We start from the raw sequence: 24,957 nt of genomic DNA, 5'->3' as shown, positions 1-24,957 counted from the left end.
CATTGCTGAAGTGCGGAATCCGTGCTTCACTCTTTGGCGTGCCGTACCGACGCACCCCGAAGACCCAGGCAAGACTGGACTCCCAGCGAGGGGAGATCCTGGTCGCGGCCGTCGCACTGCTGGCCGAGACCGGCTACGCGGGCTGCTCCATGGCCGCGGTCGCGGCGCGGGCGGGGATCGGCACCGGCAGCGTGTACCGGCAGTTCCCGTCGAAGGCCGACCTCGTCGTCGAGGTCTTCCGCGAGGTGGTCTCGCGGGAGGTCGACGCCGTCGAGACCGCCGCGTCCGAAGGCGACGTCCGGGAGCGGGTGGTCGCGGTGATCGAGACCTTCGCCGGCCGGGCGTTGAAGGCGCCGAGGCTGGCGTACGCGTTGCTGGCCGAACCCGTCGACGCCGTGGTGGAGGCCGAACGGCTGGTCTTCCGCCGCGCGTTCCGCGAGGTCATCGCCAGGAACATCGCCGACGGCGTCCGAAGAGGACTACTGCCGCCGCAGGACGCGGAAGCGACCGCCGCGGCACTCGTCGGCGCGGGCGCGGAAATGTTGGTCGGACCACTGGCAGGAGAAAGCGGACCGGACACCATCCCGCATCTGGTCACCTTCACGCTTCGCGCGCTGGGCGGCTCCGATGGCGTTTGAGACGCTCACTTACCGCGTCGAGTACCGGAAGGCCTACCTGACGCTGAACCGCCCCGAGCGGCTCAACGCGATCACCGACGTCATGCCAGGCGAGATCCGGCAGGCCGTGGAACGGGCGAACCAGGACGACGCGGTCCGCGTGATCGTGATGCGCGGCGAAGGACGCTCCTTCTGCGCCGGATACGACCTCAAGCAGTTCGCGGAGGAAGACGCCGAAGGCCGCTGGAACCAGGGGCCGGTCTGGGATCCGGTCAAGGACTACCGGGTGATGAAGCGCGACACCGACGACTTCTTCAGCCTGTGGCGGTCGCTGAAACCCGTCATCTGCCAGGTGCAGGGGCACGCGATCGCCGGCGGCAGCGACCTCGCGCTGTCGTGCGACGTGCTGATCATGGCGGCCGACGCGCGCATCGGCTATCCACCCGCACAGGTGTGGGGCTGCCCGACGACCGGGATGTGGGTCTACCGCGTCGGCGCTCAGCGCGCGAAGCGGATGCTGCTCACCGGCGACACCATCGACGGCGTCACGGCGGCGGACCGGGGACTCGCGCTCGAGGCGGTGGAACCCGTGCGGCTCGAAGCCGCCGTCGAGGAAATGGCCGATCGGATGGCGGGCGTGCCGACGAACCAGCTGGTGATGCAGAAGCTGATGATCAACCAGGCCTACGACGACATGTGCCTCTCCGGCACGCAGACGCTCGCGACGCTTTTCGACGGCATCACCCGGCACACCCCGGAAGGCCGCTGGTTCCGCGAATTCGCCGAACGCGATGGTTTCCCCGAGGCGGTGGCCTATCGCGATTCCGGCCAGGTCATCCCGGACGGCGGCGGACCGCTGCCGGAGAACGAGGAGTCAAGGAGGTCTTCATGACCGCGAACACCGAAAGCGAACGTGTCGCCGAGCGCCTGCAGCGTTCCTCCGCACGGCATTCCTACGACCCGGACGTCGACGTCGACTGGCTGGCACCGCTGGTGGACGGGGCGTACGGCAAGGCCCCGGAACGGTGTTCCCTGTACGGCACCGAACTGTGGGAACGTCTCGGCGAAGACCAGCGCGCCGAGCTCAGCCGTCAGGAGGCCGCGGCCGCCGCGGCGTCGGGGATCTGGTTCGAGCTGATCCTCATGCAGGGCCTCGTGCGGCATGTCTACAACAGTGACCCGACGACCCACAACGCCCAGTACGCGCTCACCGAGATCGCCGACGAATGCCGTCACAGCACCATGTTCGCCCGCTCGATCGCGAAGACCGGCGGCGTCGTCCGGCGCCCGAGCCGCTCGGCGCACCGCGCGGGCAAGGTGTTCGGCGCGATCTGCGGCCCGGCCCTGCTGTTCGCCGGCGCCATCTACGTCGAAGAACTCGCCGACGGCATGCAACGCGAGATGATGCGCGACGACAAGCTGCAACCGATGATCCGGATGATCTCGCGCATCCACGTCATCGAAGAGGCACGCCACATCGGCTTCGCCAAGGACGAACTGGGCCGTGCCTGGGCCCGGCACGGCCGCGTCGGCCGCGAACTGATCCGCTGGACGATCGCCGCCATGGCCTACGTCGCGACGTCGGAACTGTTGCATCCCAAGGCATACACCGCGGTCGGACTCGATCCCCGCGAAGCCCGGCAAGCCGCAACCGCCAATCCGCACTGGCGCCGGACCAAGGCGTCGTGGGCGGCCAAGGCCGTCGACTACTTCACCGAGATCGGCCTCATCGGCGGCCCGAGCCGCCGGCTCTGGCGCCGCGCCGGCGTGCTCGACTGAACAAGGAAGGCAATCCCATGTCCTCACGCATCGGCCGGGTCCTCGGCCTGGGCATCGCCGCGACCGGTCTCGCCCACTTCGCCGCTCCGGCGGCTTTCGAACCCGTCACGAAGATGGCCTTCGCCGACGACGTCCGCAACTGGACCTACCGCAACGGCGCCACCGAACTCGCCATCGGCCTGGCGATCGCGGCCCGCCCCACCAGGAAGACCGGGGTCGCCGGACTGGCCGTCTACGCCGGTTGGCTGGCGAAGCGCGTCCTCGCCCGGCGCTGAACTCCGCCACCGCGGACGACGCTGCCGTCCGCGGTGGCATCTCGTAGGGTCAGGGTTGTGGCCCACGGCGGACAGGGGGAGTACGGCGGTGGATGGGTGGCATCGGGCACCGTTGTGGCGGGCCATCGCCGCCGCCGAGGACGTGGCGGGTCGCCGTGACGGCTGGGCACAGACCGTCTGTCTCGCCTGTGTGCGGACTTTCGACCACGTGGACGCGGCGATTCTGGCGTTGCGGGGTGGTGCGCACGCCGAGGAGGTGCTGGGGGCCAGCGCCCCTTGGGCCGCCGATCTGGCGGAAGCGCAGTACACCGTCGGCGAGGGGCCGGGCGTGGAGGCGTTCGCCGCCGGATCGCCGGTGCTGGTCTCCGATCTCAGGATCGAGCAGGTGCGCTGGCCGGGTTTCGCGCAGGCCGCCCTCGACAGCGGGGTGGTGGCGATCTTCGCGTTCCCGCTCCGGTTCGGCGCCATCAAGCTCGGCACCCTGGAACTGATCCGCCACGGCCCCGGTGGCCTGGCGAGCGACGAATTGAGGGATGCCGCGCTGGCGGCGGACCTCGGTGCCGCGGCGCTGCTGCGGCAGGCCAGGACGGCCGAGGTCGAAGGGCACGAATTCGCCCCGGATCCGGTGCGGTCGTTCCAGGACGTCAACGTGGCCACCGGCATGCTCGCCGCCCAGCTGCACATCGGCCTGGACGACGCCTTCACCCGCTTGCGGGCGCACGCCTACGGACGGAACCGGTCGATCTTGGACGTCGCCCGTGACGTGCTGGAGCGGCGCATGGTCCTGGACGAGCTCACCGAGTGAACCGTCGACCTGGCGGAACCACGAGGCCGCCACCGAAGTGCTGACGGCGGTCCGGCACACTGCCCGCCGAGCCGACCGAGGCCGCGCTGCTCGTCGCGGGGAAACAACGCACCACCCCCACTCGCGGGTGATCGGCGGTTCCGCCCGTTGTCCCTTTTTTGGCCAGTTGACCGGCCAATTGTCCCGGTAATCACCTTTATTTGTCGATTTCTGCCCGTTGCCCGCCGCATATCATCGTTGGCGTGTCCGAGTACGAGTTCGATCTGTTCATCAGCTACAGCCGTCACGGCAGCGTGCAGAAATGGCTGCTCAACCACTTCTACGACAAACTGCGGGAAAGTCTCGCCGACGAGTACGGCAGCCTGAAAGTGTACATGGACCGGCAGATGCCCAGCGCGGTGCACTGGCCGTCCAATCTGCGGGACGCACTGCGGCACAGCAAGATCATGGTTCAGTTGCTGACCCCGCCCTACTTTCAGTCACCCTGGTGCATGGCCGAGATGCGCAGTATGCAGGCCAGGGAGGAGATGCTCGGACTCGCGGGAAACGGTGTTTCTTCCCAGGGGTTGATCTACCCGATCCTGTACGCGGACTCGGAGAATTTCCCCGAAGAGGGAAAGGTGCGGGCCTGGCGGGATTTCAAGGACGTCGCCTATCCGGATCCGTCCTATCAGCAGAGCATCGAATACAACAAGTTCCACCTCAAGGTCAGGGAGCTGGCCAGGGACCTGGCGCAGTTGGTGGCCCAGGCGCCACCGTGGCGGCCGGACTGGCCGCTCGTCGAGGTACCGGAACCGGTGCTGCTGCCGACTCCTCCGCTGCCGAGGTTCGCATGACGACCGGCACCGTGCTCACCTTCTATTCGTACAAGGGCGGGGTGGGCCGCAGTTTCACGCTGGCGAACGTCGCCGTGCTGCTGGCGCGCTGGGATTACCGGGTGCTCACGGTGGACTGGGACCTCGAAGCACCCGGGCTGCACCACTACTTCGGGCCGAAACTGGCCGAGCAGCCCGAACGCGGGGTGGTCGACCTCGCGCACGACTTCCTGCGCGATGCCGGGACACGGGAGGCCCCGCGGAACCTGGAGTCCTACCCCGTCCGGGTCGGCGTCGACGGTGGACGGCTCGATCTGCTGGCCGCCGGACGCGTGGTTTCCGGCAAGCTGGACGATTCCTATTCGAAGCGGATGCAGGCGCTGAACTGGGAGGAACTGTACCGGCGCGGGTTCGCCGCGTACCTGGAGCGGTGCCGGGCGGTGTGGATCGAGAACTACGACTTCGTACTGCTCGACAGCCGGACCGGTGTCTCCGACATCGCCGGCATCTGCACCGCGCATCTGCCGGACCGGCTGGTCGTGGTGTTCACCGCCAACGACCAGAACCTCGACGACGTGGTGGACGTCGCCCGGCGGGCCGACCGCGCCCGTGACCGCATGCCCTACGACCGGCCCCGGCATTCGGTGCTGCCCATTCTGTCCAGATTGGACAATCGAGTCGAGTACGAGCGCGCCGAGCGGTGGCAGCGCAAGTGCGCCGAGACCGTGGCGCCGCTGTTCGGCAACTGGCTGGCGCAGACCGTCCCGGTGGATTTGATGATGCGTCACCTCACGGTGCCCTACGTCTCTTACTGGAGCTTCGGCGAGCAGTTGCCGGTCCTGGATGAGGAAGTGCCCAAGGCGGACCAGATCTCCTACGCGCTGGAAACGGTCGCGTCGGTCATCGCACAGGACTTCGACCGCACCGACGTGCTGGCCGACAACCGCGACGCCTACGTGGCCGCCGCGCGGGACCGGTGCCGTGAGTTCGACTTGGACGTGTTGGTGTCGAGCGCACGGCAGTCCAAGGTCGCCGCGGAACTGATCCAAGAACTACGCCTGCTCGGGGTGCGCGCCGACCGGTCGTTGTCCGGCGACCCCGGCTTCCTGGCCGAGGCCGCCGATTCGGCCCAGCATCTGTGCCTGGTGGTGGAGGGGCCGCTGAGCCGCTGGCAGATCACCGAGTCCGAACGATTCCTGCGGCACACGCTCGGGCCGGAGGGAAGGCATCGGCAACTGTTCTGCCTGGTCGCCCGAGGCGTCGATCGCGACGAACTGCCGGGCTTCGTGCGCAATCTGCACCACCTGGAATTCACGCCGGACGTGCGGCCCGTCCGGGTGGCCGGGCAACTGCACCAGCTGCTCACCGCCACCGGGGCGGGGCCGGACCAGGAGGCGCTGCGGGCCGCGGCGGCCGCTCTCCGCACCCTGCCGGACACCCTGCCCTACGCCGAACGCGTCGTGCTGGTCGAGGACACCGTGCGCGGGATGGCCACCGCGCTGGACCACGGTGACCTGGCCCTGCTGCTCGACCGATCGGCGGACCTGGACTTCCTCGGCAGAGCTCACGGTGACGGTGCCGGGGTGCCCGCACCCCGTGCGCTCCTCGCCGCGACGAGGGCACTGCTGAGCCGGATCGATCGACGGATCAACGCGTTCACCGAATGAAAGGCGGCGAAATGCCGGAGCAGTACTCCACGAATGCCAGAGCCGCACTACTGGCGCTGGTGCTGGCCAACCGGGACATGCGCAACACCGAACTGGTCAAGGATCACAAGGTCCGGCTCAGCCCCGCCGAACGCGTCCGGCTGAACGACGCCGGACTGCTCGAGAGTTCGACGGACGTCCGGCCGTTCGTGCACCGGATCACCGACGAGGGGATCGACTGGTGCCTGACCGACCTGGTGCGCTCGGAACTGCCGTCCCGCTCGGGGCCGCAAGCCCGGCAGCAGCTCGACCTGCTGCGCCGGCTGGTGCCGTTCCTGCGCCAGCGCGGCCTGCTGGCCGAGGCGCTGCGGTCCGGTGACCTGGAGTCGCTCATCCGCGGTGTCTACGCCGAGCTTTCGGTGGGCGTGCAGGACTGGATCCGCCTGGCTCGGCTGCGGCCGAAGCTCAACGGCGCGGACAAGGACGAGGTGGACGCCGTGCTGGTCGAGATGACGAAGACGGGCACGGTCCACCTGGCCCCCGACTCCAACCGCAAAGTGCTCACCGACGCCGACCACGACGCCGCCGTCCGGGTCGGCGGCGAGGACAAGCACCTCATCGTGATCGAGGAATCATGACCGACGACTTACGTGAGGTCCTGGCGGTCCTGCGGTTCAATTCCGCCGAGACCCCGGACGACGTCTGGCACACTTCGCCCTCGCACATCGACGGCCTGCACGCCAGGGTCGAGCACAACATCATGGCGGGCATCGAGGACGCCAGGGCCAGCACCGGCCCGAGCCCGGTGGGCGTGGCCGTGCAGGGGGAGAAGGGAGTGGGCAAGACCCACCTGCTCGGCACGGTGCGCCGCATGGTGCAGCGCAAGGGCGGCTACTTCTTCCTGGTCGAGCTCACCACCGGGGCCGCGTTCTGGGACGACCTCGCCGAGGCGATGCGCGGTGAGCTGCACCGGGCCAACGACGAGGGCGAGCGCCAGCTCACCGTGCTGCTGCGGCAGTTGTGCGCCGGTGCCGCGGTGTCCGAAGAGGTCGGCCGAGCCATCGTGGGCGAATCGGCGCTGCGGCCCGACCACCTGCGTGCCCTGCTCAACGGCCTGAGGAAGGCCGACGGCCGCATCGCCGTGGAATGCGGTGACACCATCCGGGCTTTGGTGCTTTACGGGTCCGACGCCGCGGACATCGGCCTGGAATACCTTCAGGGCCATGAAGGCAGCGAGGACGACCGCCGGTTCTGGGGCATGCAGCACCGCGCCAAGTCACCCCGCGTGCTCGTGCGCGACATCTCCCGCGTCCTCGCCCTCACGGGGCCGTGCGTGGTAGGGGTCGACCAGCTGGACACCCTGGTCAACAAGGGGCAGGACGCCCTCGACGCCCAGGAGACCGACGCCGAGGTGACCAGGGAGATCGCGCTGATCTCCGACGGCCTGATGGCGCTGCGCGAATCCACCCGGCGGACACTGACCATCGTGGCGTGCCTGCCCAACACCTGGATGCGGTTGAAGGACGTGGCCAGCGACACGGTGGGCGACCGGTTCACCCAGACCTCCTTCCTGGGGGCGATCCAGGATCCCGCACTGGGCAAGAAGCTGATCGAGAAGTGGCTTCGGGTGATCTACGAAAAGCACGGCGTCACACCACCGCACTCGACCTGGCCGGTAGCCGCGAGCGCCTTCGGCGAGAACTGGACGAGTTACACGCCGCGGCAGTTGCTGAAGCGGATCCACGCCCACGCCGAAGCCTGCCTGCACGGTGAGATCCGGGAGCTGGGTTCCTTCGACGAGAAGGCGGTCGAGACCGTACCCGTGGCCGTACCGCCGGATCAGTCCCTCGACGAACTCGACGAGGAGTTCGCCCGGCTGCGGAGCGAGGTCGACCTCAGCGAGCTGGACATCAGCAAGGACAACGAAAACGAGGTCGCCCCGCCGTTGCTGCTGGCCGGGTTGAAGGCGTGGATCACCGAATTCGGCAACGACGATCTGAAATGGCAGCCGGAGTCGCTGTCGGACGAGAAAAGGCTGCACGCCGGCCTGCGCCGGCTCCTCGACGACGCGCTCGACATCCAGGAGCAGTGGACCTTCCGGGTCATCTCCGGGGCCCACGGCACGACGGTGCTGCGCCGGTTGCGCAACGCCCGTGACGCGGCGGGCATCCGGGCCGGGGCCAAGGACCGGCACCTCGTGCTCATCCGCTGGGGCGACCGCGGCTGGACCGGGCCGACCACCCGCAAGGAGTTCACCGCGCTGGAACGGCTGGGAGTGCGGCGCCTCGACATGTCGGACGAGGATCTGCGGACCTTCAGCGCGCTCCGGGTGATGCTGGCCACGCCGACCCACCGGCTGATCACCTGGCTGGTGGCGCGCAAGCCCGCCAGCGGCCGGACGCTGTTGCGCCACGTCCTGCCCCAGCCCACGCAGACCAGGAGCGGCCACCAGGAAACGCGACCACCGCCGAAACCCGCCCCGGCGAGACCCGCCACCCCACCTCCCGCCGAACCGAAGCCCACCTCGCCGAAAGCCCCGGTCGCCGAACCGGCCGGGCAACCAGCCACACCGGCAGGCGAGGAACTCGTGCTCGGGCTCGACGGGGAAATCCGCATCGAGCTGGAGTCGCTGCGCAAGCACGTCATCGTGTTCGCGGGATCCGGCAGCGGGAAAACCGTGCTGCTGCGCCGAATCGTCGAGGAATGCGCTTTGCGCGGGGTGTCGGCGATCGTGCTGGACCCCAACAACGACTTGGCGCGCCTCGGCGACGCCTGGCCGGAACCGCCTGCCGACTGGCTGCCCGGGGACGCGGGCAAGTCGGCGGAATACCTGGCCAACACCGAGGTCGTGGTGTGGACACCGGGCCGGGCGAGCGGACGTCCGCTCAGCTTCCACCCGTTGCCCGACTTCGCCGAAGTCCGCGAGGACGCCGACGAGTTCGCGGCCTCGGTCGAAGCCGCCGTGGCCCGGCTGGTGCCGCACGCCAGGGTCGCCAACGGTACCAAGGGTGCCGTGCGTGGCCGGGCGGTGCTGCGCGAGGCGCTGACGCATTACGCCCGTTCCGGGAAGCGGGACCTCAACCGCTTCATCGAACTGCTCGCCGAGCTGCCGGAGGGGGTGAGCAAGCTCAGCACCGGCACCGCGATGGCCGCCGATCTGGCGGAAACCCTGCGGGCGGCCGTGGTCAACGACCCGCTCCTCGGCGGGCCGGGGGAAGCGACCGAGCCGGGGACCCTGCTCACGCCGTCGGCGGGCAGGCGGGCCCGGATCTCGGTGATCAGCTTCATCGGGTTGCCGTCGGAGGAGCAGCGGCAGGGCTTCGTCAGTCAGCTCCAGTGGGAGATTTTCGCCTGGATCAAACGCCACCCGGCCGTGGACCGGCCGCTCGGCGGGCTGTTCGTGATGGACGAAGCGCAGACCATCGCGCCGTCCACGGCGTTGACGGCCAGCACGCAGAGCACCATCCTGCTGGCCTCCCAGGCACGCAAGTACGGGCTCGGCCTGGTGCTGGCCACCCAGGCCCCGAAGGGCGTGCACAACCAGGTGGTCGGCAACGCCACGACGCAGTTCTTCGGCAGGCTGAACAGCCCGGCGCAGGTGGCCGCCGCGACCGAGATGGCCAAGGCGAAGAGCGGTTCGGTGGGCAACATCTCACGGCTGGAACGCGGCCAGTTCTACGCCACCGGCGAGAACTTCGCCTTCCGCCGGCTGCGGGTGCCGCTGTGCCTGAGCCACCACCCGCCGAGTCCGCTGCGGCTCGAAGAAGTGCTGGACCGGGCCCACGGGCAGCGGTGACCGGCGGCGAAAAGCGCCCCCCACCCGTTTCGGGTGAGGGGCGCTTTCGCGTGGCTCAGCGCACCACGGCCGCGACCACGGTGTTGATGCGCTGCCACAGCGCGGCGAACAGGTCTTCCCGGCGGTAGACGCGCGGCTCGCCGGTGCTGCGGCCGAGCACCGAGAAGTCGTGCAGTTCGAGCACGGCGGTAGCGGTTTCGGTGCTGTACACCGGGCGGGCCCAGCCGTTGCTGCACACGCTGCCGGTGTCGGTCTGGTGCCTGCCGACCACGAAGTTCACCGTCTCGTCCCCGCCGATGCCCCCGCGGTGGATGTCCAGCGCGTACACCGTGTCACCGGCCTGCTCGACCCGGACGCTGATGCGCGAGTCACCGCGGTGCACCGTGCCGACGAACCCACTGCGCTCCAGGCCCGGCATCGCCGCGGTGAGCTGGTCGCCCAGATAACGGAGGGTGGCTTCCTGTTCGGCGTACCGGCTGAACGTGGCGGGCACGGCTGGTGAGCAGGTGAGCCGCCGGGCGCCGGTCACCACTTCGGCCACCGATGCCTGCTCGGCCCCCGCCGACTCGGCGGCCTCCACCCGGGCGGCCAGCGCCTCGGTGAGCAGGTCGGGCCGCGCCGGGTCGAACCGCAGGTAACTCACGTGCGGGTGCAGCAACTCGGCGGGCACGGTGAGCTCACCGACGAGCACCGGCAGCACGTGCTCGTCCCCGTTCTTGACCGCGCGCAGCATCGCGGCACCGAAATCGTCCACGGTGGAGACGAAGGGCAGGAAGAAGCGCACCGGTGCGGCCGGCAGGTCTCCCTGGTCCTTGTGCCCCCACCACTCGTGGGTCTGGTCGGGCCCGTGCAAGACCGTCAGCCCGCGCTGCCGGCTCTTGTCGACCACCTCCTCGACCGCGGATCGCGACTGCTCGGTGAACGAAACGGCGATGTCGTAGGCCGCACTTTCCTTCATAACCCACCCTTCCTGGTCGTCACCGGCACCACACCGGCGAGTACCGGGAAGACTTCACCGCCGCTGTCGACCAGAAGTGGACGCGGTGTGGATCCCCGCCCGTTTCCCGTTGACCGCCGCGGGGGGAAACGGTCACCTCCTTGTTGGCCGTCCGGGATCTGATGAATCCTCGATATGGGCACCGGAACAGATCCGGAAAAGCCCGAAATCAATTAACCAATTCCTCGGAAGGATTCGTCATGTCCAAAATCCTGTCCACTTCCGCTGTCATCATCGCCTCGGCCACGGCGGTGCTGAGCCTGGCCATGACCGGTTCCACCAGCGGTTTCGCGCTGCCCTCGGACGAGCCGCCCACGCCGCCGCCCACCACCTCCGCGCCGAATCCGGACGGAAACCCCTGGCACGACTGATTCACCGGCGATAGCGCGTCCCCGGTCGCCCGCGATCACCTCGCGGGCGACCGGGTGATTGCGTGCGTTCGGGGCAGGTGCTGTACTCGAAGTCAGTCGGAGCGGGAGGCTTTGGTGACCGGAACATTTGGGGAATTACTGCGTGAATACCGCATCGCCGCCGGCCTGTCGATGGGTCAGTTGGCCAAGCGCATCCACTACAGCAAGGGATATCTGAGCAAGATCGAAAACGGGGTGAAATCGCCCCACGATTCGATGGCCCGGCTCTGTGACGGGGAGCTCGGCGCGGGTGGCGCGCTGCTGGCGGCGGCGCGGTCGGCACAGGAGCGCGCGGTGACCCTCGACCGCCGCCAAGTGCTGGTGGCGGGCACCGTGCTCGGCGTGACGCTCACGGGCGGGCCACGGCCGGTGCCGGACGAACGGGTGGTCATCGGGATTCGGACCACCTTCGAGCACCTGCGGCGCCTCGGCATGCAGACCAGTCCGGTGGTGGTGCTGGAATCGCTGACAGCGCAGGTGCAGACGCTCGGCGCGCTGGCCGGGGAGAACCCGGAGCCGACCAGGTCGCACCTGTTGCTGCTGGCCGCGCGGATCGCCGAGTACACCGGGTGGATGCAGCAGGAAGCCGGGGACGACCGGCGCGCGCTGTCCTGGACGAGGAAGGCCGCGGAACTGGCCGTCGCGGGCGGGGACCACGAGATCGTCAGCTACGCCTTCGTGCGGGAAGCCGGGCTCGCGCTCTACCGGCACGATCCGATCGCCACGATCGAACTGGCGCGCCGGGCCCAGCGGGCGGGACCGGCCGGTTCGCGCACCCTCGCCCTGGCCGCACGGCGGGAGGCACAGGGCCACGCCCTGGCCGGCGATCGCAGCGAGTACGAACGCGCGCTGGACCGGGCCCGGTTCCACCTCGACGCGGCGGGCGTGGCCCCTTCGGCGTACCCGGTGCTCGGTTCCACGGCCCCCGACCCGATCGAGCTGGCCCGGGGGTGGTCGTTGTGCGACCTCGGCCGGCCCGGTGAGGCGGCCGAACTCCTGGACCGGGAGCTGATCCGGCTGCCCTCGGACTCGCGGCGCACGCGGGCGCGGTTCGGCGTCCGCAGGTCGCTGGCCCACGCCCTGGCCGGCGAGGTCGACCAGAGCTGCCGAACCCTGATCGAAACCCTGGAGGACGCGGCCCACGTCGATTCGGCGACGATCCGGCTCGATCTGCGGGAACTGGCCAGGAACCTCAGCCGGTGGCATGACCACGCCTCGGTCCGCGAGGTCTACCCGGAGCTGCGGCGCGTGCTGTACCAGCGAATCTGAAGCTCAGCGCACCCCGTCGCGGCAGGCGCAGGTCAATTCCGCCCGTTCGGCCCGCACCTGGCCTGCCTCGGGCAGTTCCAGCGCGGTGAACTCCTTTTCGGCCGCCTCCCAGCTCGCGACGGCGTCCCCGTGCCGGCCCAGCCGGTGCAGGGTCTGCGCGACACCCCGATCGGCGTGCGCCCGATGCCCCCGGTTCCCTGACGTGGCCGCCAGCTCCAGTGCGGCCTTGTAGAGGCGCAACGCCTCGACGTGGTCGCCCTTGGCCTGCGCGGTCGCCGCGCGGTCGCGGAAGAGCCGGGTGCGGAGATCCGCGTCGAAGACTTCGGCCGCGATGCCGGCGGCTTTTTCCTGGTAGCGCTCGGCTTCCGGGATCCGGCCCGCCGACCGGTACACGTTGCCGATGTTGGACAACGCGTAGGCCATGACGCACGCGTCGCCCATTTCGGTGGCGAGGTGATGCGCTTCCCGGTGGTCGACCAGCGCCTCGCTCGGGAAACCGAGACGCTGCCGGACCGAGCCGAGGTTGTTCAGCACGTGCGCCAGCCCCTGCATGTGCCGGGTTTCGCGCAGGATCGGCACCGCGGCACGGTGCTGGCGCAGCGCGGCGTCCAGCTTGCCGTGCAGTTCGTTGAGGTAGCCCAGATTGCTCAGCGCGTGTGCCTGCCCGCGCAGATCACCGACCTCCTCGTACTTCTCCAGCGCCGCCTCGAAGTGGGTGATCGCCTCGGCGTGCCTGCCGAGCTCCATGGTCGGGATGGCGATGGCGCACAACGTGGTGGCCTCGCCCCTGGCGTCGCCCAGCCGCACCCAGCAGGCCAGCGCCCGCCGCGCCAGCTCCAGGGCCTCGGCCAGCTCGCCGCGGCGGTTGTGCACGGTGGCCAGCCTGAGCAGCACGTGTGCTTGCCCGAGCGTGTTGTCCTCGTCCGCGGTCACCAGCCGCCGGGCGAGTTCCATCGTCTCGGCCCAGTCGTCGAACTGGCTCGTCGTGTGGAAGAAGCGCCAGATGAGCACCGCCAGCCGCCAGGCGTGCTCGGGCAAGTCGTGGATGGCGGCGTAGCGGATGGCAGCCACCAGGTTGTCCCGCTCGGCGGTGATCCACGCCGTCGCGGCGTCGGTCGTCTCGAAGGTCCGGGCCACCGGCGACGTGCGGGTCACCGACGGCAGGCGGGCGCGCTCGAACGGATAGGCCGTCCCCGCCGCGTCCGCCAGGGTGACCAGGTAGAAGTCGAGCAGCCGGAGCACGGCACCGGTGTGCTCGCCGGGCTCGGCCGCGGCGAACTCCTTGAGCGGGTCCAGCATCTGGTACCGCTCCGGCGTGAGCTCCTCGACCAGGCACACCTCGTGCAGTTCGTCGAGCACCAGCCGGGCGTGGGTGAAGGCGTCGTCCACCAGCGCCGCGGCACCCGCCACGGTGACGTGCGGCCCCGGTGCGTGCCCGAGCAGGCGGAACATCTCCCGTTGGTGCTCGCCCAGCTGCTGGTAGGAGACCCGGACGGCCGCGGTGCTCGCGTCGTTGCCGGTGTCGGCGTGCCAGGGCCCGCTTTCGGCCAGCAACCGGAGCAGGTGTTCCAGCGGCCACCGGTCGTGACGGCGGAACAACGCGGCGGAGACGCGGATCGGCATCGGCAGGTGACCGCATCGCCGGACCACCTCGGCCACCTCGGAGGCACGGCCGGTGACCCGCAACGGCCCGGCCAGCGTGCAGAACAACGCGGCGGCGTCGTCCGGTGGCAGCGGGGCCAGCCGCACCTGCTGCCCGGTGTCCGGCTCGCCCACCCGCCTGCTCGTCACGATCGCGAAGCAGTCCGGGGCGTCCGGGAGCAGGGCGCGGACCTGCTCGGCGGATTTCGCGTTGTCCAGCAGGATCAACGTCCGGGTGCCGTACAACTCGTTCTGGTACAGCGTGATCTTGCGCCCCGTGGAGGCAGGGATCTGCTCGGCGGGAACCCCGAGTTCGAGCAGGAGCTGGGTGAGGGCGTCGCCCATGGTCATCGCGGCGACGTTCGGGGTGAACCCGTTGAGCCGTAACAGCAGTTGCCCGTCGGGGAATCGCTCCCGCAACCGGTGCGCGGCTTCCACGGCCAGGCCGGTCTTGCCCACCCCCGGTGCGCCGCTGATCCACACGGCTTTCTCACCGGAGCCCACCGCCGTGGCGATCAGGTCGAGCTCGTGTTCGCGGCCGGTGAAACCACCGGGCCTGGACGGCAGGGAACTGGCGGGCTCACCGCGTTCGGCGCGGGCGGCGATGTTGCGCAGCCTGGGTTCCGGCTCGACACCGAGTCCGGCGAGCGCGTCGCGGGTGTTGTGGAACACCCGGATCGCCTCCACGCGGTCACCGTTGGCGAGCAGTGCGCGCATCAGCAACTCGGCGTGGCGCTGCCGGTCCGGTTCCTTGCCGACGATGCGGCGCAACCGGTCGCGCGCCGATCGATGGTCACCGGTGCGCAGTTCCAGTTCGGCGAGGTCACCGACGGTGTCGAAATAGCTGTCGGCCGGCGAGATCACGTCCGTGCCGCCCACCCGGTCGATGTCGATGTCCTCGAGGAAGCGCCCGCGCCACAGGCCGACCGCGGCGCGGAGCAGCTCGATCCGGCGGCGTGGCTCCTGCTCCTGACGGGCCTGCTCACGCCACTGGTCGAAGCGGTGGAGGTCGACCTGCTCCGGGGAGACCCGCAGCAGGTAGCCGGTCACGGTGGTGTCGATCGTGACGTCGCCGGCCGGTTCGAATGCCTTGCGTAACTTGCTGATATAGCCGCGGACCAGGTTCCGGCGCTCGGGGTTGGCCCCCCAGACGATCTCGGTCAGCCGGTCGGCGGAAATCGGTTTGTTGGCGTGCAGCAAAAGCACGATGAGCACGAAGCGCTGCTGCGGCTTGCCCAGGTCGACCGGAGCGCCGTCGTGCCACGCCTCCAGCGGGCCCAGCATCCGAAAATCCACTCCGCCTCCCTTTTTGCGAGCTTGATGTCCATCACTATGTCGTGCAAGCGCCCGTTCGTGTGTCACCGAAAATGGCCATTTTTCGGCCTGTATGCCACCGGGCGCGGACACGAGTGCTGGGCACCGCCGTGCGAACTGATCCACGATATGTCCACTTCTGGTCCACTCACCCATCGCAAGCTGCCGGTCATCGCAGATCGACGGGGAGGCTTGCTGATGAACACTCACGAAGAACTGGTGCGGGAACTCAAGTCGTTGCGCAAGGGCCGCGGGGTCCACGCCGGGAGGATCGGGGAGCGGATCGGCCCGACGCTGCGCGTGCTGTGCGGTGTGGCGGAGGACGACGGTCCGGTCACCATCCGGGAGAAACTCGTGGCCCGGTTGACCGGATTGGCCGAGCAGTTGCCGGAGGACATGCGCCTGGCCACCGTGGCCGCCTTCGGGCTCACCGCCGACGTGCGCATGCCGCTGTATCAGGACCGCGTCGGCTGGGCCGCACCCCGGATCGATCGCGACGCGCGTACCGTGCGCCGCCGGGTCGACGAGGCCATCGACCAGCTCGCGGAACTGGTGGTGACCATCCCGCCGCTGCCGGGCGGGTCCTGGCACACCGCGGAACTGCACGTGGTGGTGACGCTGGACCGGCCGCAACACGAGGTACTGGAGCAGTACCGCGTCGTCGCCGACCACGACGGACTGCACGAACTCGACTTCACTTCGCCGGCGTTCGAACTGCGGGGCCCGATCGAGGTGGACGTGCTCTATGGGGGCACCCTGCGCGCCGGTGGCGCGACGCGAGGCCGCCTGTCCCTCATCCCGCCCGAACCGCTCGCGAAAGGCGAGACGCACGCCTTCGCCATGAGGTACCGCATTCCCCGGCCGCAAAGGCTGCGGTCGTACGTGGTGCGTGAATTGGAACGACCCTGCGACCTGTTCGACCTGCGTGTGCGTTTCGCCAGGTATCGCATTCCACGCCAGGTGTGGACGTTGCGCGATGTCACCGGTCCGCATGGTGGTCACCGGCAACCGGTGGACCGTGCGGGAGAAATACATCAGCGATTCCGGCGACTTCTGCCGGGCCGCTCCTACGGCGCGCACTGGGACGCTGAGGAAGCGGGGAACGAATCCTACGGGCACCACTGTTCGTGTGCGGAATCGAGCGCGCCGCGCAACACCGGTTCCGACGAAGAGCAGGTGTGGAACGCGAGCTGACCGGGGTGTTCCGCCGGCGTCGGTGGGTGAGCCGGCCGGTCGAACCGCTCGTGCGGCCACTGGCCCACGACGCCGACGGTCCACAACTGATCCACATTCGGCACGCATGGCGAGTTCATGCTTCCCGAAGGCACCGTCACGGTGCCGGAAGGAAGGCAGCGCGATGGACATCGACAAATCCCTTGTGGACCCGGAAGTGCCCCGGCTGGACGGTCTGGCCGAGTTGACACCGACCTTCTCGGTGTCCGTGCTGCACTGCCACCCGGACGCGAATCCGGAGACCGCGTTCCACTCGCTGGTCAAGTTCCTCCGGACCACACTGGAGTCGCGCGGCCGGGCTCAATCGGTTCGCTGCCTCGGCGAGGTCGTGCTCGCCGAGTCCGACCGGATCGAAAGCATCGGATCGCTGGTGGAGCTGGGCATCGATGGCCTGTATGCCTCCGCTCGTGAGCGTCGCACGACGCCGAGTTGGTCCGGAGACCGACAGGTGTTCGACGTCGCCAACCAGTTGACGGTCGCGGTGCGCCGTGGAGCCTTCGTGGTGATACACACGCCGGTGAGCGACGAGGCGTTGCGCAAGTGGTTGCAGAAGTTCACCAAGCTCTATCGGTATCTGCCGAGCGCGATCCTGCGGGGGACGTTCCAGGGTGACGGGAAGACCGTGTGGCTGCGTGGGGTCCATCGCCGCCGCGCCACCAAGGCCGACAGCAAGACCTTGGGTGGGCTGCGGATCCAGGAGGTGCTCGACGATGAGGACGGCAGCTTCGCGTTGAGCGCGGCCGTGATCGACTACGTGCCCCTGGACGAATCCGCCGTAGTGCGCGGCAGGCTGACCGTCAGCCCGGCGAAGTCGCACCTCTACTGGAAGTTCCGGGTCGATCTGCCGACGTTCCTCGCGGCCGCCACCGAAACCGTCGCCCTGTTGGAGAAGGCTCTCGCGGTCGAACCGCCGGAGGAGCTGTTCCGGCAGCTGGCGGTGCCGGAGACCGAACTGGCCAACGTGTACGGCGCTTACGACGTCACCATCGCCGAACCGGATGAACTTCCCGACGCGGCAGACCCGGACGGGGAACTGACGGAACGGGCGGAGCTGTTGCGCGACTCGTTCCTCGAAGTGCGCGGGCACCCCCAGTCCCCGGCGTTCACCGCGGTCGTCGGATCCGAGAGGGCCGAGGTCGGTTCGCTGTCGATCAAACCGGTCGCCAGGGGAGACGGCTTCGATCTGGACGTTCGCTTCGCCGGAACGCCGTCCAACGAGGCGATGGCACGGCGGATCCGGGACGCCATCGGCAATGGTGAGCTGTTGAGGATCTACTACGAGTCAGGGCACACGTTCGACGAGCACCAGCTCAACCTGCAGAACCAGACCGCGCCCCCGTTCGCCAACCTGGACTTCACCGATTTCGGTGCTCACCAGGTGAACCAGGAAAAGCCCTCGGTGCGCGGCGACCAGGCCATCCACGACGCGATCGGCTTGATCAACGACTACTCGTTGTTCGCCTGGGTCAAAACGACCTACACCACCGGATGGCTCGTCTGCGACGACGGCGCGGGCGAGGTCGCCGACTTCCTGCACCTCGCCAACGGCACACTGACCGCCATCCACGTCAAAGGCGCGCACAGCACCTCGCCGACCCGAAGCGTCGCGGTGACGGCGTATCAGGAGGTGGTGGCGCAAGCCGTGAAGAACCTCCGCTTGCTGGACAACCGGGCGCTCGTCGAACGCTTCACCACCCCGCGGATCGCCCGCCCGGCGGCCTGGCTCGACGGCACCCGGCAAACGGATCTCTCGGGCTTCGTGACCGCACTGCGGGCGCGGACCACCCTGAACAAGACCCAGGTGGTGATCGTGCAACCCCACCTGCTGCGCCCCGTGCACGACGCGGCACGAAAGGCAGCCGACGAAGGCAAGCCGACCCGCGACTCGCGCAGCCTGGCACTGCTGGACGGCCTGCTCCGAAGCGCGCGGAAAACCGTCATCTCGCTCTGGGACGATCTGACCGTCATCGGCAGCGAGTGACCCCGGCCCGGCGTCGCCGACCGGCTCGTCACGATGTTCGAGGACATTATCTTAAGGCTGGTCTGTAGGCCGGCGACCTCGCCGAGTCAGCCGTTGAGCTGGGCTATCCCCGCACCACCTGTGGGGTTCCAGAAGTCGGCTCATGTATCTTGACCTGGGGTAATGGCAGGCTCGGCGGGCAGGGCATGATCGGCAGTTATGGCGTTGCGTCTGCTCTATCTGATCTTCCTGCGGCTTGTGGGTCTGCTGGTGTTGCTTGGGCGCTCGTCGGCATCCAAGGACGTCGAGTTGCTGGTGCTACGCCACGAGGTCGCCGTGCTGCGGCGAGGCAACCCGAAACCTCCTCTGGACTGGGCCGCCCGGGCTGTTTTCGCGGCGTTGGTCCGGCTGTTGCCCAAGACGCTGCGGACACACCGGCTGGTTACCCCGGGCACGGTCCTGCGCTGGCACCGTCGGCTGGTAGCCGCGAAGTGGACCTATCCACACCGGCACGGGCGTCCGCCCGTCGACGACGCGATCGCTGGGCTGATCGAACGGATGGCCAGGGAGAACCACAGCTGGGGCTACAAGAGGATTCAGGGTGAGCTGCTCAAGCTCGGACACCGGGTCGGTTCCTCGACGATCCGGCGGATTCTGAAGCGTGCGCGCGTACCTCCCGCGCCGGATCGGCACACCGACACGACCTGGCGGCAGTTTCTGCGTACGCAGGCCTCGACGATGCTGGTGTGCGACTTCTTCCACGTCGACTGCGCGCTTACTCTCAAGCGGATCTACGTGTTCTTCGTGCTGGAGGTCGGCAGCCGCTACGTCCACGTCCTGGGCATGACCACGAATCCGGACGGCAGGTGGACCACTCAGCAGATCCGCAACCTCGTGCTGGATCTCGGTGATCGAGTCGACGAGTTCAGATTTCCGATCCGCGACCGGGCCGGCCAGTTCACGGCCTCCTTCGATGCCGTCCTGGCCGACGGGGGCATCGAGACGATCAGGATTCCGCCGCGTTGCCCACGGGCGAACGGCTACGCCGAACGGTTCGTGCTCACGGCCAGAACCGAGCTCACCGACCGTATGTTGATCCGCAACGAGCGGCATCTGCACGCCGTGGGCTTCGATATCGCGGGTGGTCATGCCACGCGAATACAGTGACAGGATCGCCTCGTCGATGTTACCCAGCCTGCGTGCGCGTTCGGCACGATCGCCGGTTCGAACGAGCCGTTCCGGTCGCGCGGCACCGCCAGCTCGACCGGCCCATTGGTGGACACGGTTTTCGGGGACCTGCCGTTCCGGGAATTGCCGGACCCGTTCCCGGCGGGGTCTCCTTTCTCGTATCCGAGATGATGGGTCATTTCGGCGTCCAGCGCCCGCTCGAGCACCGCCTTGGTCATCTCGTTCAGCAACTCTTGCGCGCCCAGCGCCCCGCCATTCGCATACGCGTCTTTCACCAACGCATCAAGCGTTTCCGGTGACAAAGCCCGGGCAAGCGCCTCGCCGGCCGCAGGACCCGCAGCCCGATCAGATGTGTTCTCGGTCACAGATGGAGCCTTTCTGGGTCGTGTCCGACGACCCGATCTTGGTCCATCCGCGGCTTACACGGTTGTCATGACACGGCCACGGACCGCGCTACGCGCGGCACGTCATTTGCGGCAATGTCGTGAGTGATAAAGAGGGTTAGAACCATCATTCTCATTCGCGACCCCTCGTGAAAACGTGCAGGCCGCCCAAGCCGGGCATCTACCTTCGGCAAGTGTCCGTGTGGACATCCGGGTAGCCGTCCCGGCGTCCGCTCACCAGTCCGGACCCGCGCCGGGACACGCCACCGTTGCCTTACCCCTCAATATAAGCGTGATGTACTTCGCTCAAGCCGCGCAGCCGTGGCCGGGCCTGCTCCAGGTAGGCGTCGATCGCTTCCCGGTCCTTGGTGTGCGCTTCGATGCGGCGCTGGATCTGTTCCCGTTCGTGCTCCAGTTTGGCCAGTGTCTCGGGCGCGACAACGCGCATGTGGATCGCGCCGGGGCTGTTCAGACACGGCAGGATGGTGCGGATGATCCGGGTGGGGATGCCGTACTCGAGCAGGCCGCGGATCTTGTGCACGCGGTCCAGGGAAGCTTCGGTGTATTCGCGGTAGCCGTTGTCGTCCCTGGTGGACCGAAGCAGCTCTTTTTCTTCGTAGTACCGCAGCAGACGGACGGATACGCCGGTCCGCCTCGACAGCTCCCCGATGCGCATGTGCCCCACCTCACCACTCGTCACCTTGACCCTGACACCAGTGTGAGACACCCAGGATAGCCGCATGACTGTGGATGCCATCCCTCCGTGTGACACAGCGCCGGTTCGCCCGAAGCTGCCGTTTGGTGCGCTGCTGGCTTTCGCGACAGTGGTTTTCATCGGTTGCGTGACTGAGACGCTGCCCGCCGGGGTACTGCTCGGCATCAGCGCCGACCTGCGCGTTTCCGAGGCGCAGGCGGGACAGCTGGTCACGGTGTACGCCATCAGCACGGCGGTGACGGCGGTGCCCTTGACCGCGTTGAGCCGTCGCCTGCCGCGTCGTGCGCTGTTGCTGTGCCTGATCCTCGGCTTCGCCGTGGTCAACGCGATCACCGCCTTCTCGTCGGTGTACGCGTTGACACTGGTGGCCCGGATTCTCGCGGGAGCGGTGTCCGGGGTGCTGTGGGCGATGATTCCCGGCTACGCCATGCGATTGGTTCCGGCGGCCCACGCCGGGAAGGCACTGGCGATCGCGATGATCGGCACCCCGATCGGGTTCGCGATCGGGGTGCCGGCCGGGACGATACTGGGCGACCTGATCGGCTGGCGGTACGCGTTCGCCATGCTGGTCGCCATCACGGTGCTGCTGGCGGGATGGGTCCGGTGGCAGGCCCCGCCGCTGCCGGGAGAGCCGGCGGGACAGCGCGCGGCACCGTGGAAAGTCCTTGCCATCAAGGGCTTTCCCGCCGTTCTGGCTACCACGTTCGTCTTCGTGCTCGGACACAACATCCTGTACACCTACCTCGGTCCGGTACTCGCCGAGACCGGTGAGGCGCGGCTGCTCGGCACCGTATTGCTGGTCTTCGGCGTCACCTCGGTACTCGGCATCTGGGTGGTGGGCGCGGTGATCGACAAGTGGCCGCGACCGCTGGTGCTCGCCTCGACGGCGTTGTTCGCCGTCGCGGGCGCGGCGATCGGTGCCGCCGCGGACCGGCCGGTGCTGTTGTACGGCGCCGTCGCCTTGTGGGGCTTGGCTTTCGGTGGAGCCCCCACCATGTTCCCCGCCGCGGCGGCCAGGGTCGCCGGCCGCACCGCGGACGTGGCGCAGTCGCTGGCGATCACCGTCTGGAACCTCGCGATCGCGGGTGGGGCGCTCGTGGGCGGGTCGGTACTGGACCAGGCCGGAACCGCGACCCCGCTGCCGTGGATCGCGGTGGCACTGACCGCGCTGGCCTGCGTCGTGGCGGCCGCGGCCCGGCACGGGTTCCCGGCGGTCCGACGGTGACCGGGTGCCAGTGTCAGCGTTTGTGGCAGGCACCACGCCGCCGGTCATGACGCCGCTCGCTGGGCGTGCTGCCGGACCCGCTGCCAAGCGGGGACGCGTCCCCGGAAATATTGGCTTAGTGGTCGCGCACTGGCCCGGGGCGACTCGAATAGCCTGCTTGCCGACCTCATCCGGCTCGCTCCTGAGGTGGCCTCGGTCCTCGCCGACACACTTCTCTGTTTGGAGGAAACGGGTTACAGCTCTGTTGAAGCCAAGCGGAATACCTAAGCGGCGACTACAGAGGGCCCACAATCCGGCTCGGAATTTTAGCCGGCCACTTCGAGGTCGGTATCGAACTCGGTCGCCGAGGGCTCATCGTCTCGCCTGCCCACGCGGTCTTCGAGTCGGAACAGTTTGACCCAGGTCATGCTGCGTTGCTACCTCGTTGAGCACAGCAGGAAGAGAGGAGACACAACGGAGCCCACCTCGGCCGTTCGCGCAAGCAAAGTGAGTCCTTCGGTGGAGGAATCGCAGGCAGGGGGCTTGCGACCTGACCAAATTTTAGATCGCCAGCGGTCGAACCCGCGGGCTTCTGATCCGTTGCCGCTGCGGACAGGAAATCCGCAGCCCCCGGAAGGTCGATCTGCAGCCTGCTGCTTCACGATCGAGGCAAAACCCCAGGTCAAGTAGCGTCCACGGCCCCGTTGAGCACGGCAGGAAGAACGGAGCCCAGATCGGGCGTTGGTAAACGCAAAAGTGATCTTAAGTGCAAAGAAGCCGCAGGTAGAAGGCCGGAAAACGGGGCTCGGTTCAAAATCACCGTAATCGAACCCGCAGGCTTTTAATCCGTAGGTTTCGGGCTCGAGTTCAGAGCTGCTCGCAACATCAACATCCCTGCGTTACCTGCGGTCGCGCCTCGGCTGCGCTGGTGAACAAGCTTCACGCGGCTCACGTGGAGGTGCATGTTCGAGACGACGTCGACCCGGAGCATCCGAAAACCGTTGAGCTGGGGGCTGAAGGTCGCCGAGCGACGGCGAAGATCATCCGCAAGAACGCGTGCCGACTTCTCGGGCTCGTCTCGGGCGCGGATCAGACCACAATGGACGGTAAGGAAGTGGAAGAAATGCGTCCACAAAACACGAAGCCCCACGTCATCGAAGCCGAAAACGTGGGGCCTGAGGGTGCGCCATCAGGGACTCGAACCCCGAACCCGCTGGTTAAGAGTCGGCACCTGGGCGTGTCGGACGGTGTCGAGTGATGTCGGACAAGACCTTTTCGTCTGGTCGCGGGGCAGTCGCTGTGTCGGGGTGTGTCGCCTGGTGTCGGACTGTTTCAGACCTTTCGGGCACTTCTCGGGCGCGCGAGCCAGGCCCAGCGCCTGCACCGATCCTCGTTGTGTGGCTGCGGCTTGATTGGTGTTTGTACAGAGGGGTAAGGCAAGCCGTCGGGTCTGGGTGTGCTCCGTGAAGGCCTCCTTCCCTACTCTCAAGGTAGGCAAGGAGGCCTTTACGGACAGCACGGCTGGATAAGGGTTTCAGGGCCACCCTGTCCGGGTAGTGGACTCAGCCGTCAGTCGGTTTGGACGGCCGGACACGGTCGCCAGTGCCGCCTTCTTCCGAAGCCTGATAGTTGAACCTGCAGATAGTGGACATGGAACATTCTCTCTTCTAGTTAACAGTGGGGCTGGTGAACTGCATCAGGCGGAAGCACTGCCTGCGTATCAGGGAGAACGATTCTCCCGGGGCGGATGTGACCCGTCGCGCGACCTGAGTGCCGGGGCGCGGTGCCCAGCGGAACTGGGAGGCCAACGGAACCGTGGGATCCAAGACCGTCCCGTACCTGGCGACGGCTTCCCTGAGCGAACCGACCTCGGCTTTGCGAATCGGGTTGGCCAGGTACACCGGCTTTTGCGCCGCGGCGGCACATGCGGTGTCGTGACCGTGGTCGCCCACGACGAAGTCAGCCGCCGCGGCGACGGCCTGCCAGTCGTGTTCGGGTCGCAGGAACTCCACTCGCTCGCGCGCCACTCGTCCGGCCCAGGCCAGCAGTTGCCGCCTGCCGTGGCGCGCCCACATGTCCGGGTCGAGCCGGCAAACCAGGCGGACCCGATGTGATGGCAGCTCCAGGGCAAGCCGCCGGAGCACAGCTGGCGTCCTACCAAACAACGAGTCGGGTCCAAGGGCCGACAGCACGAGGCCCAGCCGCTGGTCGCGGTGGATCCCGGCCTGCTCGTGGCAGGCCTCAAGCAGCTTGTCGTACTCCGGGTCGCCGATGACAACCGCGTGCCGGCCCACCTGTGGGGCTGTGACTCGGAGCCGGGTCATTGCCTGGAGATGCGGCAGACCGACAAGCACAGGTCCGGCGCGGTCCGGCCGTTGCCGGAGTAAGCGCGCGAGCGCGGCGACGCAGCACCGACCGTTGCGACCGACGATCTCGCCGTCCCCTGAAACCGCAGGCAGCACCAGCAACGCGCAATTCAGGGAGCCGGTCTCGGCCGGATCCGCGGTGATCACCAGATCGGATCGCCCTCGGATCGCGCGTTCCCACGGCGTGGTAAGCGCGCCGATCATGGCGAGGTAGTCCCGGACGAGTTCTTCGGCGGGACCCGGCGGCTGTGTGAAGACGACCTGGATACCCGGTTCTGACTCGATCGCTCGTACCGCCGCGCTCACGCGCTCGGCTGCCGCCACACTATGCACCACTGCCAGGACCACTCGGCGTATTTCGCAGGTTTGTGCGCCATATCCTGCTGACCAACGCGGCGCGAAGTCTTCGAGGGCCGAATATCCCATGGGTTCCTCCCTGAGCGTTGTTCTGGACGTTGTCAACGTCCCGGCTCGGCGTTGCGGAAACCGTGGCGAAAAGCGTTGCAACCGATCGGGCGAGGACTGTCGGACGTTGGTCTGGTTC

General features: G+C 68.1%; 20 protein-coding genes and 1 pseudogene. 16 read left to right on the top strand and 5 right to left on the bottom strand.

The window, feature by feature from the left end; genetic code table 11:
- The first annotated feature begins 38 nt into the window (after positions 1–38).
- From P3102_RS29280 to P3102_RS29240, 9 genes are all read left to right on the top strand, one after another.
- Positions 39–638 carry a TetR/AcrR family transcriptional regulator gene (locus tag P3102_RS29280; protein WP_276363468.1) on the top strand — a complete coding sequence of 200 codons (600 nt, stop codon included), beginning with the start codon at positions 39–41 and terminating at the stop codon, positions 636–638.
- Positions 628–1,509: a crotonase/enoyl-CoA hydratase family protein gene (locus tag P3102_RS29275; protein WP_276363466.1), complete on the top strand. Its 882-nt coding sequence runs from the start codon at positions 628–630 to the stop codon at positions 1,507–1,509. Before P3102_RS29280 ends, P3102_RS29275 begins: the two co-directional genes overlap by 11 nt.
- Positions 1,506–2,396: a diiron oxygenase gene (locus P3102_RS29270; RefSeq protein ID WP_276363465.1), complete on the top strand. Its 891-nt coding sequence runs from the start codon at positions 1,506–1,508 to the stop codon at positions 2,394–2,396. The genes P3102_RS29275 and P3102_RS29270 overlap by 4 nt, the downstream gene beginning before the upstream one ends.
- 17 nt (positions 2,397–2,413) lie before the next feature.
- Positions 2,414–2,671 (top strand): hypothetical protein, encoded by a 258-nt coding sequence (locus tag P3102_RS29265; protein WP_276363463.1) that lies wholly within the window; start codon positions 2,414–2,416, stop codon positions 2,669–2,671.
- An 88-nt stretch (positions 2,672–2,759) separates the two neighbouring features.
- The gene (locus P3102_RS29260) at positions 2,760–3,476 is read left to right on the top strand and encodes a GAF and ANTAR domain-containing protein (protein ID WP_276363462.1); all 717 of its coding nucleotides are present in this window, start codon (positions 2,760–2,762) and stop codon (positions 3,474–3,476) included.
- A gap of 242 nt (positions 3,477–3,718) precedes the next feature.
- A complete protein-coding gene (locus tag P3102_RS29255; protein ID WP_276363460.1) occupies positions 3,719–4,312 on the top strand; it encodes a TIR domain-containing protein in 594 nt (197 codons plus the stop codon).
- Complete coding sequence (locus P3102_RS29250; protein WP_276363459.1) at positions 4,309–5,958, top strand: ATP/GTP-binding protein; 1,650 nt, start codon at positions 4,309–4,311, stop codon at positions 5,956–5,958. The genes P3102_RS29255 and P3102_RS29250 overlap by 4 nt, the downstream gene beginning before the upstream one ends.
- A gap of 11 nt (positions 5,959–5,969) precedes the next feature.
- Complete coding sequence (locus P3102_RS29245) at positions 5,970–6,575, top strand: hypothetical protein (RefSeq protein ID WP_276363457.1); 606 nt, start codon at positions 5,970–5,972, stop codon at positions 6,573–6,575.
- Complete coding sequence (locus P3102_RS29240; protein WP_276363456.1) at positions 6,572–9,733, top strand: DUF87 domain-containing protein; 3,162 nt, start codon at positions 6,572–6,574, stop codon at positions 9,731–9,733. The genes P3102_RS29245 and P3102_RS29240 overlap by 4 nt, the downstream gene beginning before the upstream one ends.
- 55 nt (positions 9,734–9,788) lie before the next feature.
- On the opposite strand, the gene P3102_RS29235 is transcribed toward P3102_RS29240, so the two are convergent.
- The gene (locus tag P3102_RS29235; protein WP_276363454.1) at positions 9,789–10,691 is read right to left on the bottom strand and encodes a hypothetical protein; all 903 of its coding nucleotides are present in this window, start codon (positions 10,689–10,691) and stop codon (positions 9,789–9,791) included.
- A gap of 239 nt (positions 10,692–10,930) precedes the next feature.
- Between P3102_RS29235 and P3102_RS29230 the strand changes: the two genes are divergently transcribed.
- Both P3102_RS29230 and P3102_RS29225 read left to right on the top strand, forming a co-directional pair.
- The gene (locus P3102_RS29230; RefSeq protein WP_276363453.1) at positions 10,931–11,101 is read left to right on the top strand and encodes a hypothetical protein; all 171 of its coding nucleotides are present in this window, start codon (positions 10,931–10,933) and stop codon (positions 11,099–11,101) included.
- Positions 11,102–11,215: 114 nt separating this feature from the next.
- On the top strand, positions 11,216–12,409 hold the full coding sequence (locus P3102_RS29225) for a helix-turn-helix transcriptional regulator (protein WP_276363451.1): 1,194 nt from the start codon (positions 11,216–11,218) through the stop codon (positions 12,407–12,409).
- A 3-nt stretch (positions 12,410–12,412) separates the two neighbouring features.
- Here P3102_RS29225 and P3102_RS29220 read toward each other — a convergent pair whose 3' ends face one another.
- Positions 12,413–15,346: a tetratricopeptide repeat protein gene (locus P3102_RS29220; protein ID WP_276363450.1), complete on the bottom strand. Its 2,934-nt coding sequence runs from the start codon at positions 15,344–15,346 to the stop codon at positions 12,413–12,415.
- 216 nt (positions 15,347–15,562) lie between these two features.
- On the opposite strand from P3102_RS29220, the gene P3102_RS29215 reads away from it, so the two are divergent.
- From P3102_RS29215 to P3102_RS29205, 3 genes are all read left to right on the top strand, one after another.
- Complete coding sequence (locus P3102_RS29215) at positions 15,563–16,558, top strand: hypothetical protein (protein ID WP_276363448.1); 996 nt, start codon at positions 15,563–15,565, stop codon at positions 16,556–16,558.
- Positions 16,559–16,721: 163 nt separating this feature from the next.
- Entirely contained in the window at positions 16,722–18,578 is a 1,857-nt protein-coding gene (locus tag P3102_RS29210) for a hypothetical protein (RefSeq protein ID WP_276363447.1), read from the top strand.
- Positions 18,579–18,776: 198 nt separating this feature from the next.
- Complete coding sequence (locus P3102_RS29205; protein WP_276363445.1) at positions 18,777–19,724, top strand: transposase; 948 nt, start codon at positions 18,777–18,779, stop codon at positions 19,722–19,724.
- On the opposite strand, the pseudogene P3102_RS29200 reads toward P3102_RS29205, so the two are convergent.
- A pseudogene (locus P3102_RS29200) lies at positions 19,680–20,023 on the bottom strand (transposase); the annotation flags it as partial. The gene P3102_RS29205 and the pseudogene P3102_RS29200 overlap by 45 nt on opposite strands.
- 379 nt (positions 20,024–20,402) lie before the next feature.
- Positions 20,403–20,804 carry a MerR family transcriptional regulator gene (locus P3102_RS29195; protein ID WP_076169144.1) on the bottom strand — a complete coding sequence of 134 codons (402 nt, stop codon included), beginning with the start codon at positions 20,802–20,804 and terminating at the stop codon, positions 20,403–20,405.
- Between the two features lie 64 nt (positions 20,805–20,868).
- Here P3102_RS29195 and P3102_RS29190 point away from each other — a divergent pair, with 64 nt between their 5' ends.
- Together P3102_RS29190 and P3102_RS29185 are read left to right on the top strand one after the other, a co-directional pair.
- Entirely contained in the window at positions 20,869–22,068 is a 1,200-nt protein-coding gene (locus P3102_RS29190) for an MFS transporter (RefSeq protein ID WP_276363442.1), read from the top strand.
- 907 nt (positions 22,069–22,975) lie between these two features.
- Positions 22,976–23,305: a hypothetical protein gene (locus P3102_RS29185; RefSeq protein ID WP_276363440.1), complete on the top strand. Its 330-nt coding sequence runs from the start codon at positions 22,976–22,978 to the stop codon at positions 23,303–23,305.
- A 409-nt stretch (positions 23,306–23,714) separates the two neighbouring features.
- Here P3102_RS29185 and P3102_RS29180 read toward each other — a convergent pair whose 3' ends face one another.
- Positions 23,715–24,737, bottom strand: a complete 1,023-nt coding sequence (locus P3102_RS29180) for a hypothetical protein (protein ID WP_276363439.1) — start codon at positions 24,735–24,737, stop codon at positions 23,715–23,717.
- Positions 24,738–24,957: the final 220 nt, after the last annotated feature.

Source organism: Amycolatopsis sp. QT-25 (assembly GCF_029369745.1).
GTDB lineage: Bacteria > Actinomycetota > Actinomycetes > Mycobacteriales > Pseudonocardiaceae > Amycolatopsis.
The sequence above is the reverse complement of the archived record's forward strand: the minus strand, read 5'-3'. Positions and strand labels throughout refer to the sequence as shown.